Below are 17,530 nucleotides of genomic sequence, written 5' to 3'. Positions count from 1 at the left end.
GGAACTCCTTTTGTCCTCGATCAAATGAGCTTAAATCTGTTGAACAATCACGTTGAAACTAGCGGTTTAGCAAAACTATTACAAGATAACGGTGCTGGCGTGATTGCTTATGGACCATTGAGTGAAGGTTTATTATCCGACCGTTATTTGAAAGAAATTCCACAGGATTTTCATATTCATCATACTAATGCTAGTTTGTTGGACAATGGACCACTTGCCCTGGTCAAGAAATTAAATGCCTTGAACGACTTTGCCAAGAATCGTGATCAAACGCTCAGTCAAATGTCTTTGGCTTGGTTATTAAAAGACCCAGTCGTTGCCAGTGTGATTATCGGTACGACTAATAATCAGCATCTAGATGATAACTTAAAGGCTTTAGATAACTTAAAGTTTTCTGCAGATGAGATCGAACAAATAAACAAAATAATTGGATAGTTTCCCAAAATGAAAAACATCCCAGTAAAATTGACCCTCAAAGAAGATCAGTTTACTAGGATGTTTTTGTGTGGAAAAAAGTTTTTCTACAGAACAAATTTATTTATAACTTCTGCCAAAGCATCATGGTTATTATCGGCAGTAGTGATATATTTAGCGGCTTTTTTAACAGTATCAATCCCATTAGCAACGCTAACCGGTAAACCAACCACTTGTAACATGGGCAAATCATTACTATTATCACCGGCTGCAATAATTTCTTCCGGTTTAATATTCAACTTTTCACCCAATTGAATCGCTGCACTACCTTTATCGATCCCCGCTGGATTGAATTCAACGTAACGACCAGAAGAGAAAGTTGTCGCTAATTTACTAGGGTCAACTTTACTCTCGACAGCGGTACGCATTTGTTTGCGTTCTTCAATTGTTGGCAAAGCCATGATAACTTTCATAATATTTTGATCTTTAAAACGATCGAAGTCAGGTGTTTCCATTACTTCAAAGGAAACGCCTCGATTCTCTAAATAATCCGTGTCATCTTTAACTGGATGATAAATGTAGAGTTTATCTTGAGTATAGACGTGCGTATCAGCTTTTGAATTACTAGCACCTACTTCAAAAACAGCTTTTGCAGTTTCAAATGGCATAGCATTGATGATCAAGGGCTTGTTATTCTTGTTCTCCAAAACCAATCCGCCATTATAAGAAATAGAATACTCGTTGACTTGGTCTTTCAAATGCATTTTTTCTAAATCATTTTGAAAGGACGTATAGCTACGACCCGAATTGGGAACAAAATGAACTCCTTTAGCAGTGGCTGCCTGAATTGCGGCCGCATTTTTCTCTGATAGAGTTCCATCATCATTCATTAACGTTTCATCAAGATCGCAGACAATCATTTTATACATATTAATACCCTCTCAACTTTTAGGTTTACCTTAATACTCTAGCGAACTATTTCTGTAAACGCAACCATCATGACTAATAAAAAGAATTTTGTTTACCTAAGTTGTTCTAAAATGAGCAACAATATCCAACACCACAGTTTTTATCGCAAAAAATGTTCCATAATTGCTGGATTTTATATATCTAACAATTATGGAACATTTTAATGAAATAATTGACTATTTTTTATCATCGAAAGGTTTAACACTAGCGGGAACAAAGAAATCATTAATTGCTTTGATCTTATTTGGATCGACTTTGAATTCTCGGTCATAAGTTAATAATCCATTAACCTCTTGTTCAACATCACAGAGTTGGGTGTAACAAAAACCTACTAAACTTTGCGACTTAGCAATGGCCTTAATTACTCGACCGTAATCATTCAAGAAACCTTCATCTGAACTGACTGATGTATAACCCCAACCAGCATCATTAGAAGCTTTCTTATAACCAATTCCACCACATTCAGTCAAAACTATTGGTTGACCTTGATATTTGTATCCCTTAGCAAAAGTTCTCCAGCCACCAGGTGGTTGAGCTACGAGACGCTGCCAATCTGCTAATGAATCGACAAAATGAGCATATTTTTCAGGTTCATCTTTATTTCCTTGGGCATAATTATGAATGCCACAGACATCAGTAATGGTTTGTTCCCAACCATCATTTGACTCGACTAATCTGGTCGAATCAAGGGCGTGTACCAAATGATAAAGTGCTTGAGCATAATGTTGTTGTTGATGGTCAGAGTGAATTTGAGGAACTCCCCAACTTTCATTGATTGGAACCCACTCGATAATACTTGGATGGTTGAAATCACGTTGGATGATCTCTTGCCATTCGTCAGTTACTTCTTGAATAGATTTTGCAGTAAAGGCTGGTGCGGCTGCACTTTCACCCCAAACTAGGAAGCCTAATTTGTCAGCCCAATATAGAAATCTTGGGTCCTCAACCTTTTGATGTTTCCGACAACCGTTAAAGCCCATCTCCTTAGTCATTTCGATATCTTTCTTAAAGGCATCATCACTGGGAGCTGTTAATAATCCCTCCCGCCAATAGCCTTGATCAAGCACTAGTTTTTGATAAAGTGGACGATTGTTGAGATAAATTTGTCCGTCTTCAGTGTGAATCTTTCTCATCCCAAAGTAACTACTTACATGATCCAGTACTAGGTCATCAGTTGATCTCAATTCAACATCACAATCGAACAAGACTGGATGGTCTGGCGTCCAAGTCCAACCATCATTATGAAACATTGTGCGGAAAATATGATGATCAAAGAGGTTCAAGGTCATGTCAACATGGTTTGCTTCGGGTTTGACCGTAACTCGGCAAATCTCTTTTTGATCATAACGAATTGTGACATTAACTGGATTTCGATGTTGCTCCTCCAGTTCAGCCATAATTCTAATTGTTCCTTCATCTATATCAGGGATGAACTTCAAATCTTTGATTCGTTCAACATTTACTGGTTCAAGCCAAACTGGCTGCCAGATTCCCGTTGTCCCGGTGTAGAAAATCGAGAAGCTGTGTCCAACCCAGTTTTGCTTGCCACGTGGTTGTTCTTCATTAGTAGTTAAATCTTCAGCTCTGACGACTAATGAGTGGCTCCTTTCAGAATTCAAATAATTCGTAATATCAAATGAGAAACTTGTTTCACCGCCAACGTGTTGACCGACTTTTTCACCATCGACCCAAACGGTTGCAGTATAATCGACCGCACCAAAGTGTAATAATAAAGCTTGGTTTTCTTGTTTTGAATATTCGAAATCCTTTTGATACCAGACCACATCATGTGGGTCCAATTCGTTGATTCCACTCAATTTACTTTGATAAGCAAATGGTACTTCAATCTTTTGGTCAAACTCTGGATTCTGAAACCATTCTTTCGATAAACCAATATTTTTATCATCAAAAGCAAAGTTCCATGTTCCATTTAAGCTAGTCCACTCTTTACGTTGAAATTGTGGACGTGGATATTCCGTTCTTTTTGTCATCGCAAACTACTCCCTCATTTAACACTCTTGATCATCATAATAATGCCACCGCCGATGATGCAGATTACAGTTTCAATTGGGAACATTGCTTGGTATCCCCAATTTGAAATGATAATGGCCGCAATAATTGGTCCTAAAACCATCCCTGCGGTATTGGCAAGATTAATAATACCTAAATCCTTCGCAGCATTATCTTTATTTGGTAAAACTTGAATATTAAGAACTTGGTCGACGGAACTGTAACAGCCCATACCGATACCGGCAATAACACCGTAAGCAATCATTGTCCAAGGTGAACGAGACAAGAATGGAAGAAATGCACCAACACCAAGCATAATTGTCGTGATAGCAACTGGGCCTTTTACCCGATGTAATTTATCAACAATTGGTCCAACAATTGCTGGGCAAAAAATACCGGTGATCATTAAGGCCGTTGACATTAAAGTCAAAGTTCTTGCGGTCGCTGCTGCATTTAACTTCATGTAGTCCTTAAAAATATAAAGCTGATATCCGACAATAATATATTGTCCGGTTACCATCAACAATTTACCGATTAAAGCTAAATAATAATCTTTGGCGCCTTTGGTAGGAACTTTAAAATTAGCTAGAATCTCTTTCATAGAAACTTTAGTTTCTTGATCAGACTGATTACCTGGTTCTTGAGCCAACCAAGCTGAAATCAACCCGAGAGCAATTGTCCAAATGGCAAAGAAAATAATACCGGAAACAACATTGTTTAAAAATTGAGCAGCAATAACACCTGAACCATAATTACCAACTGACATACCAACAGCATAGAAGGAAGAAATTGATCCTTGCCAGCGCTTTGGTACACGATCAGAAATTTGGGCAACCATAGGTGCCACAACTCCATTAGAAGCAATTTCGAATAAGGCCCACATTACCAGCATCATCCAGATATTTCTTGAAACACCTAGTGCTACTAAAAATAAACCTGAAACAATTGAATTCCCAATGATCCAAGGAGTTCTCCGACCAAAACGGCTTCTCGTCATATCAGATAGAGCTCCAAAAACGATATTAGCAATTGCGGAAACAATCATCGCAACTGTCGAGAATAATGCTACCAATGCAACTTTATTAGTTGGATCAATCGCACCAATACGACTAGGTAATAATGTTGCAGAAAGACCAACATAAGCACCAAGCCAACCCGCAGGGCCGACTAGTAAAGCCATCCCTAGCCGAGTTGGACATTTATTTTCAGAAGAATGTTCATTAACATGACCGTGTTGTACTTCCATAATTTTTCGCCCTCCCAGACACTTAATGGTTTAGTTAACTAAATATGTTATAATATCTTTGGCCAGTTCTAAATTAACATTGAATGTAACCGATTACAACACTACTTTGACGCTTTTACTAAAAAGTCAAATATCAATGTAATCGATTACTTGATATTTGAAATAGTTAACCAAAATGGAAAGGAAAATGTTATGGATTTAGATGTTAGCAACCACGCATTGCCAGTTTATCGAGCATTAGGTTCAGAGATCCGTTTAGAAATCATTCGTAATATCGGTTCAGGTATTACCACAGCTTCTGAATTAGCTAAAAAGATGTCCTTGAGCGAGTCGGCGATCTCAAAGAATTTGGCACAATTGTTAGATGCCGGTCTCATAGTAAAAAAAGCTTCTGATGATGATCGTCAAAACAAGTTGGAATTAGCAGTTCAAGATATTAATATTCATCTACCTAGATTATTATTCCCCAAATATCAAAGATTGACCTATTCAATCCCTTTGGGTAACTACTTTGCGATTCAAAACGTCTCGGCTAGCTGTGGTCTAGCAGATGACTCTAGGGTAATTGGTAAGTTTGATGATCCCAATGCTTTTTTATTGCCTGATCGTTTTCAAGCCCAGTTACTTTGGTTTACGAAAGGAAGAATTGAGTATCAGATTCCCAATGAACTACCTCCAAATATTCAACCTAAAATGCTCGAAATATCTGCGGAAATGTCTTCCGAATTCCCTCGTTCTAATAACAATTGGCCCTCATCAATTGGATGCTATATAAATAACCAATTTTTAGGTGCCTTTACAGTACCCGGTAATTTTTCCGATGTTCGGGGCCGACTTACTCCTAGTTGGTGGGATAAAGATTATAGTCAATATGGTGTGTTAAAGCATATTCGAATCACCGATCAAAACACTGGTGTTGATGGTAAACAAATCTCTGACGTCAACTTGTCCCAACTAAAAATATCTAATCAAGCTCCATTACGTTTAGCCTTTGAGACCTTGCCACCAAGCGGATCTCCACACGGCCTGACTATTTTTGGACATCAGTTTGGTAATTACCCTCAGGACATCCAAGTGACTGTTTATTACACCGAATCAAAAAACAATTAACTGTTAAAATGTTTTCAACGAATAATCGCTGGAATCACTTCTTGTCAAAAAAAAAAGTATCTTCAGACTATTGTAAAAATCTGAAGATACTTTTTTTTAGACTAAACGGCTCAAAACGTTCAAGACACCCTCGTCGTTATTTGTATCAGTAAAGTGTTTAACATGTTGTTTGATTTTGTCTGAAGCATTGGCCATTGCATAACCATACGGCGTCAGTTGCAACATACTCAAATCATTTTCATTATCGCCAAAAGTCATAATTTCATCGTCCGCAATATTGAATTTTTCTTGTAACTTGCTCAAACCAGTAGCTTTATCAACCGAATCCTCACAGATCAACTCTGTATTATAACCAGATGTCTGACTAGATAATCCAACTGGCAAAGAACTTCTCAAGTCATTGATAGCTGCTACGATATCTACATGTGGCTGGAATGTAACGCCGATACTTGTGATTTGATCCTGCAAACTGCTCGGGGTCACTAACGGCAAGTCCTCAACTCGTTGTAAGTGATTATAGTAATGATAAGTCAAATCATAAGCAGCTTGAGAAATCGTTTGGTCAACATAAGCCGACTTCAAACCGACTACCAAATGTTCTGCAATATCAGTTGCCGCAAATTGACGATTGATAATCTTCAAGGTCGCTTTGACCGCTTCTTCTGGTATTGCTTGAATCAAAAGTGGTTGATCATTACTATAAACTGCCGCTCCATTTTGGGAAACAAAATCCATTTCTTCTTTAAATTCTTTAAACTGATCTTGCAACCGTTGGTATTGAGAGCCACTGGCCGCAACGACCCGAATATTTTTATTACGTAGTTTATTTAAAATCTCACCGAATCGTTGGTGGTTATAAGTATTTTTATCATTTAGGAACGTTCCATCCATATCAAAGGCAACTAATTTAATCGTCATCCACTTACCTCCATAAAATCATCTTTTTATCATATCACAAAAATGATTTTGAGATAATTGAATCTATTTTGCCAACATCAAACGAATTCGGTCAATTGTGTCCTTAGCTAAACCGTAAAATTTCAGATAAAGAATCTGAGCGAATTTCCACCAACCGGTAGCTAATAAGATGCTTCCGACTACATCAGATGGAAAATGAGCTCGCAGACAAACTCTTGAAATTGCCATCAATAATAACCAAAGCCACATAATGTTGGTTAAGACGAACCGATTTTCATAACCTTTAATTCTTGGTACAACGATATAAATTATGATCAATACCAAAATCGTGGTTCCAAATACATGGCCGCTTGGAAAACTAAAACCTGATTCACCGCCAATAACGTGCAATGGCCGAGGACGACGAACAATTTCTTTAAAAATTAAAGCAATCATATCGCCACCAAGAATCGTAAAGGTGATCCAAAGTGCAGTAACATCTTCTTTTTTGACCAAAAAGATAATTGCAATCAACAGACTGATTCCTACAACTACTCCGGGACTGCCAAGAACCGCCATAAACTGAAAAATCTTTGCTAAAAATGAATCAGTCATGATTGTGGTAATGTTTTGAATCATTGAATCTAAGCTAACTAACCAGTCAGCATTCAATTTCACCGCAATCAATAAAAATATAAATGCTAGACAAAAACTAAAACTTTCAATGCCACGATTTTTTCTTTTCTCAAAAATCACTTTGTTTATCCTTCTTTCTTGACCTTGTTTCGTTCATTTAAGCTGACAATGGCAACTGGTAATAAGGAAACAATTACAATTGCCACCATAATCAACTCAAAATGTTGATTAACTAAGGGAATATTGCCAAAGAAATATCCCGAAAGGACTGCGACAAGGACCCAAGAGATCCCACCTAAAAAGTTATAAGTTATGAACTTGTAATATGGCATTTCACTACCACCAGCCACAAATGGGACCAATGTTCTAACAATAGGAACAAACCTACCCAGAAAAATAGCGCTATTTCCATGCTTTTGAAAGAATGCTCGAGCTGTTTCTAAATGTTTAGGATTAATGCGTTTCATCCATTTTTCACTCGTCGTCAAATACTTTCCAAACCGTTTACCAATTTCAAAATTAGTTGAATCGCCTAAAATAGCCGCAATACTCAAAAGAATAATCAAGGCATAGACGTTCAGTCCTTGGTTAGCAATGGCTGCAATTGAACCACTCAAGAAGAGCAGTGAATCACCGGGTAGAAAAGGGAAAAAAACTAAACCTGTTTCTACAAAGATGATGATGAATAAACCCACGTATACCAATGAACCAAACTGGTTGATCAGTGCTGGCAATAAAGTTGTTAAATTAAAAATTGCGCCTAGTGTCATGGCCGTCATTGTTTTGTCCTCCTGAATTAATACAGCTAGCTTAACTATTTAGCCACAGGCCTTCCACATACAAAAAATTAAATTATTCTGAGAATTTTTCAGAAAATAAAAAAATCTTCAGTGAATCAACCATTCTTAATGGTCAAGATCACTGAAGATCCTCGTTAATTTGCAACCAAATATTTTGCTTAGTTGTTGACATAATAATCTGGTATCCATTTGTGTGTTGATGAACTAGTAATTCATCGGCCTATATTATTAACAGCCAATCATCAAAAATCAAACACAAATAATTGCATTATTAAGTTTTTTCATCGATATAACGCTACACCTAAGTTTAAAAAAATCTGTGTGAAGGTTACGGTTCTAAATTTCTCACCGCGATAATCACTATTTCAAGATTCTCCAAATATTTTTTGCAGTTTGGCCAAATAATCATTTTTAGGTATAAATATTTATAATTATCTCATTCAAAATGTCTTAACAGATTTATAATAAGGGATATTGAGAACCAAATATTCTATGTATTTACAAAGTTGGTGATTAAATTGAAAAATATTCAATCTGAAAAAGTTAATCTCGCAACTGAACCAATCAATCAGTTACTGACAGACTTTAAGACAAATGTTAACGGCTTAACCGACTCCGAGGCCAAACGGCGTCTGACTAAATATGGTCAAAATACAATTCACCGTAGCAAGCAGAAATCACAATTAATTACTTTTCTGAAAAACTTTGCCAGTCTAATGGCAATCTTGCTCTGGGTCAGTGGTTTTATTGCTATCTTTAGTGGATCACTGGAATTAGGCATTGCTATCTGGCTAGTCAATATTATCAACGGTTTGTTCAGCTATTGGCAAGAATTTAAGGCCGCCAAAGCTACCGACTCATTAATGGCAATGTTGCCTACCTATACTAAAGTTCATCGTGACGGGAAAGTCGAACAAGTCAATGCGACTGAGTTAGTCCCTGGAGACATTTTTGATTTACAAGCTGGTAATGCAGTTCCGGTTGATGCCAGACTGTTAGACGCTACTTCAGTTCAAGTTGACCAATCTGCTTTAACTGGAGAAACTGTCCCCGAATCAAAAAATGTTAAATTCGTAGCCGGTGAAGGAAAGTTTTCGGAATCGGACTTAGTGTATGCTGGAACTACGGTTGGTGCCGGAACAGCCAAGGCTGTGGCTTTGAAAACGGGGATGAATACTGAATTTGGTAAAATCGCTTCCTTGACTCAAAAACAAAATAAGGAAGCTAGCCCCCTAGAACTCGAATTAAATCGTTTAACGAAACAAATTTCCATTATTGCAATTGGCTTTGGCTTGATCTTTTTCATTGCAGCAATCCTCTTTGTTCACAACCCCATTGCCAAATCATTTATTTTTTCATTAGGTATGATCGTAGCCTTTATTCCCGAAGGTTTATTACCTACTGTCACTTTGTCATTGGCTAAAGGTGTCCAGAGAATGGCTAAGAAACATGCCCTTGTAAAAGATTTGAATAGTGTCGAAACTTTAGGTGAAACTTCAGTTATTTGTTCTGATAAAACTGGTACTTTGACTCAAAATCAAATGACCGTCAATCATATTTGGTTACCTAATGCACAATATACCGTTACTGGTCAAGGTTATGTAAACAACGGTAAAATTCAAAAGAACCAGCAAGATTTCAATTTTCAAACTGACCCTGATCTCAGTCAATTATTAAAAATAGCAACACTTAACAATGATACGACGATCGAATATGCAAAAGACACTCACAAACCCAAGATTTTAGGCACTCCGACCGAAGCAGCTTTAGTAATCGTGTCACAAAAAGCTGGCCTAAACGCTACTGAAACTGCCAAAGAGAATCCACGGGTTAAGGAATTACCTTTTGATTCAGATCGGAAATGTATGACCACGATTCATCAACAGGATGATAAGCTTTTCTTTGCTGTTAAAGGATCGCTCAGTGACCTACTGAAAAAATGCTCGAAGATCCAGATCAATGGCCAAGTTCGGTCTTTGACTGACGACGATAAAGCAAAAATCAATCAAGCTAATCGAAACTTTGCGACCCAAGGCTTGCGGTCACTGGCTTTTGCCTATCGAGTTGTAGAAGCGGACCAGTACCAAGTTGATAATCTAAAGATTGACAATACCGAAGAAAACTTGATTTTCTTAGGCCTTACTGTCATGGCTGACCCTCCTCGTCCTGAAATCTATGATGCTGTCAAAAAATGTCACAATGCTGATATTAAGATTGTGATGGTTACAGGTGACAGCGAAATCACAGCCAAATCCATTGCTGTAAAAATTGGTATTACTAGTAATCAGGCTCGAGTCGTCACGGGAGCTGAATTGGATCAGATGAATTCTGATCAGCTAAAAGAAGCTTTAAAAGGTGAAATTATTTTTGCCCGAGTTGCTCCTGAACAAAAATATAAAATCGTCTCCACTCTTCAAGATATGGGAGAAATTGTTGCTTCCACTGGTGATGGTGTCAATGACGCTCCAGCTTTGAAAAAAGCGAATATTGGTGTTGCTATGGGAGTTACCGGCACCGATGTTGCTAAAGATGCAGCTGATATGGTTTTAACCGATGACAACTTTGCTTCCATTGTGGCCGCGGTTGAAGAAGGTCGGACTGTTTATAGCAATATTCAAAAGTTCCTACTATATATCTTCAACTCTAATATGCCCGAAGCCGTCCCTTCAGCTTTGTTCTTACTCAGTCGAGGATTGATTCCTTTGCCACTGACTGTTTTACAAATTTTAACTGTCGATTTGGGAACCGATATGTTGCCAGCATTAGGATTAGGTTCCGAACAGCCTGAACCTGGTATTATGAACCAACCGCCTCGTTCACGAAATTCTCACCTCTTGAACAAGAATTTGATTATCAAGGCCTTTGCTTGGTATGGTGGCATGGCTTCTCTAGTCTCCACCTTGGCTTATTTCTTCGTCAATATCGAGAATGGTTGGCCAGCTAAGAATTTATTCTCAACCGGTATCGGCTATAATCGAGCAACAACGATGACTCTAGCAGCGATTATCTTTTGTCAGATTGCGGCTGCCATCAACTGTCGTACCAAATATACCTCGGTCTTTAAACTAGGCATCTTCAGTAACCCCAGAATCTGGGTCGGTATTATCTTTGAAATCATCTTACTAGCGGTCTTGGTTTACACTCCTAGTGTTCAATCTGTCTTCAATACAGCACCTCTGCAATTAAGAGATTGGGTCTTCTTATTCTTGATTCCTATCCCTATCTTCCTAATTGAAGAAATCAGAAAGTATTTTGTCAGACGTAATTTTACCAAACAGCAACACTCTTCTCGAACTTAAAATAATACATTTTATAAAACAGTTATTACATAAGCCAACCTTTGAAGATCTAATTTAGATTGTATTGGTAAAGACTTATTTCTAAGAAACATACTTTAATCGGTAGGTTTCTTTTTTTATACTCTTATAAGTGCCGTGAAGTGGTTGCTTATCAAACAACTTTAGGCATAAGTTTTAATTACGATCTTGATAATTTCCTTTATTGTTTGTGCTTTTCATGGTAAAAATGAACTGTCATATGATTCGGTTCCTGATAAACCTGAAGATATACTAAGGCATTAATCAAAACTAATTAGGAGATGATTGCTATGGCCATGCTTTATGGAAAAGACAGTCAAAGTGAATCAAAGTTTTTAAAACCAATTTTTGGCTCCGCAGCTGAGGACAAGGACATTCCCAAATATCAATTGAATCAAAAAGGAATCGAGCCTCGAGAAGCTTATGAATTAGTTAAAGATGAATTATTAGATGAAGGTAATTCTCGTTTGAATCTGGCAACTTTTTGTCAAACTTATATGGAACCAGAAGCCGAAAAATTAATGAGTGAAACTCTTTCCAAAAATGCCATCGACAAGTCCGAATATCCCCGGACAACTGATCTGGAAAACCGTTGTGTCAATATGATTGCCCACCTTTGGAACGCAGATCCTCAGGAAAAGTATATGGGAACGTCAACGATTGGTTCTTCTGAAGCTTGCATGCTTGGTGGAATGGCCATGAAATTTAAGTGGCGTAAGAATGCTGAAAAACAAGGTCTCGATGTCAATGCACAAAAGCCTAACCTAATCATCAGTTCCGGCTATCAAGTTTGCTGGGAAAAGTTCTGTGTTTACTGGGATATTGAAATGCGAACTGTACCGATGGACAAAGATCACATGTCAATGAACTTAGATAAAGTCATGGATTATGTGGATGATTATACGATTGGAATCGTTGGAATTTTGGGAATCACTTATACCGGCCAATATGATGATATTGAAGGACTAGATAAACTAGTTGAAGCTCACAATAAAAATAGTAAGTTTCCAATTTATATCCATGTCGACGCCGCATCGGGTGGTTTCTATGCTCCTTTCATGAATCCAGACTTTAAATGGGATTTTCGTCTCAAAAATGTTGTTTCAATCAATTCCTCCGGTCATAAATATGGTTTAGTCTACCCTGGCGTTGGTTGGATACTTTGGCGTGATAAACAGTTTTTGCCTAAAGAGCTAGTCTTTAAAGTCAGTTACTTGGGTGGAGAATTGCCAACAATGGCAATCAACTTCTCGCATAGTGCATCCCAATTGATTGGCCAATACTACAACTTCATTCGCTATGGTTACGATGGCTACAAATTGATTCATACCAGAACCCATGACGTTGCACAATATCTAGCTTCTGAGATCAACAAAACCGGACTATTCGAGATGGTCAATGACGGCGCAAAATTACCAATCATTTGTTACAAATTAAAAGACGATTCCGCACAAGAGTGGACTCTTTATGATTTGTCTGATCGTCTCTTGATGAACGGTTGGCAAGTACCTGCTTACCCACTGCCAGCCAATTTGGATAAAGAAATTGTCCAACGTCTGGTTGTGCGCTCTGATTTTGGGATGAATATGGCCTATGATTTTACTGAAGACCTTCATGCCGCAATTAAAGAATTAAAAAACTCACACATTCTATTCCACAAACCTAAAGAAATTAAAACTTATGGATTTACGCATTAAACAATTTAGAACTTTTATTTAACCAAAAAGCTGAGGAATCGATTGATACAATACTGTATCAGTCGAATCTTCAGCTTTTTTTAAAAACTATCGATATTTGATTTTATTTTTTAAATTTGTCTGATTTTTATCAATACAATAATTCTTGATACAACTTAATTAATTTACCAATATTTATATCAATTGGTCCTTTTTATCATATTAATCAAATTAATTGAATCAATTCTCTATAATTTTTTCTCAAATCTACATTATGAGGATATAAATAATAGTATTATAATAATTGTAATAGTTCTTATCTGTCGAATAAGACTTATCTATTTTAATATTGAGGGAGATTTTAAATATGTTTAAAAAGGGAAATAACATATTTAGTCTGCTAATCATAATTTTGTCTATCTTTATGACTAGTTCAGTAAATATTGTTAAAGCTACTGATGATAGTAATTCAGCCGGAACAGCTGGCAAAGATTGGGGCAGCGAATTAATTACTAAAGCGGAATTACAAAATTCCGAGGGGAAATCGCAGTCAAGTTTTGGGAAATATGAAGATATCAGAGCTTATTGGGAATTTAAAACTCCAACTTCAGGTGTGCACGCCAACGACACCATGAATGTAACTGTTCCAGAACAGTTGACAATTACTGGCGATATCACTGAGGGACAACCAATTTATGACTTAACTAATGGTAAACAAATTGGCACGGCTACCTTAAAAAAAGGTGGCGATATCGGATCTGGAACTGTAACGATAACATTTAATCAAGAAGCCGAGACTTTGTCTAAAAACGGACCCGTATCTGGATCATTCTATGTCAGCACCAATTGGAATTTGAATGAAGTTTCTACTGAAAATCCTATCCATTTAGACTGGAATATCAAAGGAACAGTGACACCAGACAATCCCGATTACAGTATGGGCACGGGAACTGATACTGGCACAGGCAATACTCCTTCCCCAACTGAAGTTTTATACAAGTACGGTAGTTACGTTGGATCCGGCGATACTATTCTCTGGACCGTCAGAGTCAACTACAAAGGTGAAACAATTGCCAACGCCTCGTACAAAGATACAATTGGACCAAACCAAGAGTTATTAACCGATCAAGATCATCCAATAAAAGTTAACTCTGCTTCAACTGACAGCAATGGTAACTTAACTAATGATACCGATAATGCATTTAAAGATTTGAAACCAGCCATTGCTGCGGACAAGTCAACTTTTACTATCAATTTTGGAAATCTTGAAAAGACAGCCATTATCACTTATTACACTAAAATCACCAATCCAGATAATAAGTCTACTTCATACGCTAACACCGGTGATTTGCTTTCTGATCACGACGAAATCCAGAACATCACTATCAATCAACCTACAACTACAATTGGAAGCGATGCTAAAAGCACTGATGAAATAACTTCTATTATGGGTCACAAAATATGGAAAGTACCCAGTGGTACTGCAATCCCCGAAAAAATCGTCGTTGATTTGAATTGTAATGGTAAAAAGAAAGATTCTCAAACTGTTACGAAAGATACCAACTGGTCATACGTTTTCTATAACTTACCTAAATATGACGAAAATGGAGACGCATATCACTATACTGTCAGTGAGGAACCAGTTGACGGTTTCATAGCAATCACTGATCCAACTAACTACGATATAAAAAATGTTTTACCGGAAATGAAGGTTAAAAAAATCTGGCACGACGGTAACAACTACAAAAACCGTCCTGGCTCAATTACCGTCGGTGTTTACGATGGAAATCACAAGTCATATGGGACAATTAGCTTAAATGACGATAATGAGTGGTCAAATTCCCTTCCAATTTCAAATGCAGATCCTTATTTATATGTATCTGAGATCGACCAACCCTATAATTACATTTCAACCCAAACCATCAATAATGGTAATGATTATGATAAGACTATAACTAACACACTAGCAGTACCATTTACTGTGACAAAAAAATGGGTTGATGACAATGCTTCTGACCGACCAGAGTCTATTCAAATTCAACTTATTCAACTTAATAAAAATAATGAACCTGTTGGTGATCCTGTTACTTTAGATAGCAATAATAAATGGACCTATACTTTTAAGGGATTGCCTCTATTCGATGCTAGCGATAATGAAATAAAATACTCCGCTAAAGAAATTTCAATGCCAAATGGTTATAAAAGTAATTCTAGTGAAGTAAATTATAATAAAGATAAAAATCTTAAATTACTTTCGTTGTCCCAAGTCATCACTAATACGCTGAACTCACCAACTACTCCGACAACCAATCAACGTTCTTTTACCGTTACCAAACGTTGGAATGACGATAACGATAAAGACAAATTACGTCCTACTAAAGTTGAAGTTCAATTAACCGCTGATGGCAAAAATAGTGGTGCTCCAGTTATTTTGAACGAACAAAATAATTGGTCGTACACGTGGGATAAACTTGACAAACAGAGCAACAATACTGATATTCAATATTCTGTTAAAGAGGTCACAGTGCCCGGTTACACTTCTAATCTCGATGTAGTTGATGGTGGCGTCCAAATTACCAATACACATACACCTGAGACAACTACTAATCCTGACGTACCGACTACACCAACCACTCCAACTACTCCAACCATTCCGTCTGTTCCAAATCAGACGGAGCATCCTGAGACTCCTCTGAATCCAACGGGATCAAATGATCAAAAAACTCCAGGTCTACCAAGCAATCCACTAATTCCAAGTACTCCTTCACAACCAAACACTCCGGTTAACTCAACAGACAAAAAGGGTTCTTTACTTCCACAAACAGGAACTAAAGAAGCTGCTGGAATATATAGCTTGCTTGGATTGTTAACACTTGGTTTTGCGCTTTACTTATTCAAAAAGAAAATTTAAAAAAACTCTATTCTAATTTTTGTGTCTAAACTTTATCGTGTTGGTAGATAATTTCTACTGGCACGATTTTTTCTCAGATGAAATGATCTTAAGTCTTTTTTGATCTTTGGAAAGCAATACGGTCGATTATTTACTTCTTACCATCAAAATAATCATTTACTAATTTAACTTTGAATTCTGAGGAGTATTTGGTTATAAAAAAATGCTCCTAAAGTTGTTAAATTATGTCTATCAACTTTAGGAGCACTTCATATATTGATTTGGGTCTTTTAGTTTGTCTTATTTTTTGTTTTAAATCTGACAATCGTTTTCTTGAATCATATTAAATAGTAATTCAATGAATGATGTTCTTCAACAATATTGATTTATAATTAATTATTTATTAGGTAAAATATTTTGTAATTTCAACCAATTTGTCATTAAGTCCCACCAAATAGCATCATTCTCACTTACTTGAGAAGCATACCCTTTATCTTGAGTAACATAAGTTGCTAAAGATAAACCATGATTACCTGAGCCAAATAAATGCAATTCACATTTAATTCCAAGTTCAATCATTCTTGAAGCATATAACAAAGAATTCTGAACAGGTACCAATTCGTCTGTTACTGTTTGCCAGATAAAAGTTGGTTTACCCATTTTTGTAAGAGTTTTTTCAGCACGCCAATATACTTGTTCCGAAGTTATTTCATTACGGGCATTATTTGTTTTAGGCCATCCTATTGTTAAGTCAACAACTGGATAACTAAGAATATTTGAAGATGGCTCTATAAGAATATTGTTTGGAAATATTTTTTCTCTTTGACTTGGATTCATCATTAAAGAATTATAATTGGCAACTACATTGCCACCAGCAGAAAACCCAATTAAAACCACCTTCTGAACATCAATATGTCGTTCATTCCTTTGCGAGTATACCCAGTTAAGTGTTGTAGCCAGTTCTTGCAGTGCTATTGGAAAAACATTTTTTTCTTCTGAAATCAATGAATAATTCAAAACAATTGCGTGCATCCCTATTGAATTAAATTTAAACGCAATAGGTTGTGATTCACGATCAGATAGAAATTTAAATGCACCACCAGGACATATAATTGCTAAGGGTCTATCAGATAATGTATTGAAATCGACTATTGGGTCTACCCAATATGGATTAATAGTAAAAGTTGTTTCTTTATATTTGAGACTTTTCTGCATCACGAGTATTTTCTTCCTTTTAATTAATATACGAAAAACCAACCTAAATTGATTTTAAGTTGGTTTTAATGTGGTTAATGAACACTTGTAATAAATGCAATCAGCGCTAATGCAATACCTGGTAAATTTGCTAAGAATATTGGCCAATCCTTATATTTTTTTAATAATGAATATAAACACCATAAAATGCAATTTCCGGCTGCAAATAGTGGTTGTATCGGATTTCCATAATTTCCAGACAGATTATTTATTATCTGTGGAACATAAGATACATACATTAGGATTGATAGAAGCATTGCAAACCTTCCAAGAAGAATGGTTCTTTTGGAATCCATACTTTAATTCCCCTT

The 17,530-nt window shown here is 36.7% G+C and carries 13 protein-coding genes; 5 read left to right on the top strand and 8 right to left on the bottom strand.

What is annotated here, in order from left to right:
• A partial coding sequence (locus ACYT32_RS03320; protein ID WP_395264465.1) for an aldo/keto reductase occupies positions 1 to 435 on the top strand: 435 nt, incomplete at its 5' end.
• Positions 436 to 521: 86 nt separating this feature from the next.
• On the opposite strand, the gene ACYT32_RS03315 is transcribed toward ACYT32_RS03320, so the two are convergent.
• The 3 genes from ACYT32_RS03315 to ACYT32_RS03305 all read right to left on the bottom strand — a co-directional run bounded on the left by ACYT32_RS03315 (position 522) and on the right by ACYT32_RS03305 (position 4,639).
• Positions 522 to 1,343 carry a Cof-type HAD-IIB family hydrolase gene (locus ACYT32_RS03315; protein WP_395264464.1) on the bottom strand — a complete coding sequence of 274 codons (822 nt, stop codon included), beginning with the start codon at positions 1,341 to 1,343 and terminating at the stop codon, positions 522 to 524.
• A 216-nt stretch (positions 1,344 to 1,559) separates the two neighbouring features.
• Entirely contained in the window at positions 1,560 to 3,374 is a 1,815-nt protein-coding gene (locus tag ACYT32_RS03310; protein ID WP_395264463.1) for a glycoside hydrolase family 2 protein, read from the bottom strand.
• 14 nt (positions 3,375 to 3,388) lie between these two features.
• Entirely contained in the window at positions 3,389 to 4,639 is a 1,251-nt protein-coding gene (locus ACYT32_RS03305) for an MFS transporter (protein ID WP_395264462.1), read from the bottom strand.
• Positions 4,640 to 4,831: 192 nt separating this feature from the next.
• Between ACYT32_RS03305 and ACYT32_RS03300 the strand changes: the two genes are divergently transcribed.
• Positions 4,832 to 5,749 carry an ArsR/SmtB family transcription factor gene (locus ACYT32_RS03300; protein ID WP_395264461.1) on the top strand — a complete coding sequence of 306 codons (918 nt, stop codon included), beginning with the start codon at positions 4,832 to 4,834 and terminating at the stop codon, positions 5,747 to 5,749.
• Between the two features lie 96 nt (positions 5,750 to 5,845).
• Here ACYT32_RS03300 and ACYT32_RS03295 read toward each other — a convergent pair whose 3' ends face one another.
• From ACYT32_RS03295 to ACYT32_RS03285, 3 genes are all read right to left on the bottom strand, one after another.
• Entirely contained in the window at positions 5,846 to 6,667 is an 822-nt protein-coding gene (locus tag ACYT32_RS03295; protein WP_395264460.1) for a Cof-type HAD-IIB family hydrolase, read from the bottom strand.
• 63 nt (positions 6,668 to 6,730) lie between these two features.
• A complete protein-coding gene (locus tag ACYT32_RS03290) occupies positions 6,731 to 7,402 on the bottom strand; it encodes a phosphatase PAP2 family protein (protein WP_395264459.1) in 672 nt (223 codons plus the stop codon).
• 5 nt (positions 7,403 to 7,407) lie between these two features.
• A complete protein-coding gene (locus ACYT32_RS03285) occupies positions 7,408 to 8,061 on the bottom strand; it encodes a VTT domain-containing protein (RefSeq protein WP_395264458.1) in 654 nt (217 codons plus the stop codon).
• Positions 8,062 to 8,600: 539 nt separating this feature from the next.
• On the opposite strand from ACYT32_RS03285, the gene ACYT32_RS03280 reads away from it, so the two are divergent.
• The 3 genes from ACYT32_RS03280 (at position 8,601) to ACYT32_RS03270 (ending at position 15,986) form a co-directional block, all read left to right on the top strand.
• Positions 8,601 to 11,381 (top strand): cation-translocating P-type ATPase, encoded by a 2,781-nt coding sequence (locus tag ACYT32_RS03280; RefSeq protein ID WP_395264457.1) that lies wholly within the window; start codon positions 8,601 to 8,603, stop codon positions 11,379 to 11,381.
• A 314-nt stretch (positions 11,382 to 11,695) separates the two neighbouring features.
• Positions 11,696 to 13,096, top strand: coding sequence for a glutamate decarboxylase (locus ACYT32_RS03275; protein WP_395264485.1), 1,401 nt, complete (start codon positions 11,696 to 11,698; stop codon positions 13,094 to 13,096).
• Between the two features lie 346 nt (positions 13,097 to 13,442).
• Entirely contained in the window at positions 13,443 to 15,986 is a 2,544-nt protein-coding gene (locus ACYT32_RS03270; protein ID WP_461793360.1) for a Cna B-type domain-containing protein, read from the top strand.
• 375 nt (positions 15,987 to 16,361) lie between these two features.
• On the opposite strand, the gene ACYT32_RS03265 is transcribed toward ACYT32_RS03270, so the two are convergent.
• Together ACYT32_RS03265 and ACYT32_RS03260 are read right to left on the bottom strand one after the other, a co-directional pair.
• Positions 16,362 to 17,180, bottom strand: coding sequence for an alpha/beta hydrolase (locus ACYT32_RS03265; protein WP_395264484.1), 819 nt, complete (start codon positions 17,178 to 17,180; stop codon positions 16,362 to 16,364).
• Positions 17,181 to 17,254: 74 nt separating this feature from the next.
• Entirely contained in the window at positions 17,255 to 17,515 is a 261-nt protein-coding gene (locus ACYT32_RS03260; RefSeq protein WP_395264455.1) for a SemiSWEET family transporter, read from the bottom strand.
• Positions 17,516 to 17,530 lie beyond the last annotated feature (15 nt).

The sequence above is a fragment of the Companilactobacillus sp. FL22-3 genome (assembly GCF_054881455.1).
Note: the sequence above shows the minus strand (reverse complement) of the source record. Positions and strands in the feature narration are given on the sequence as shown.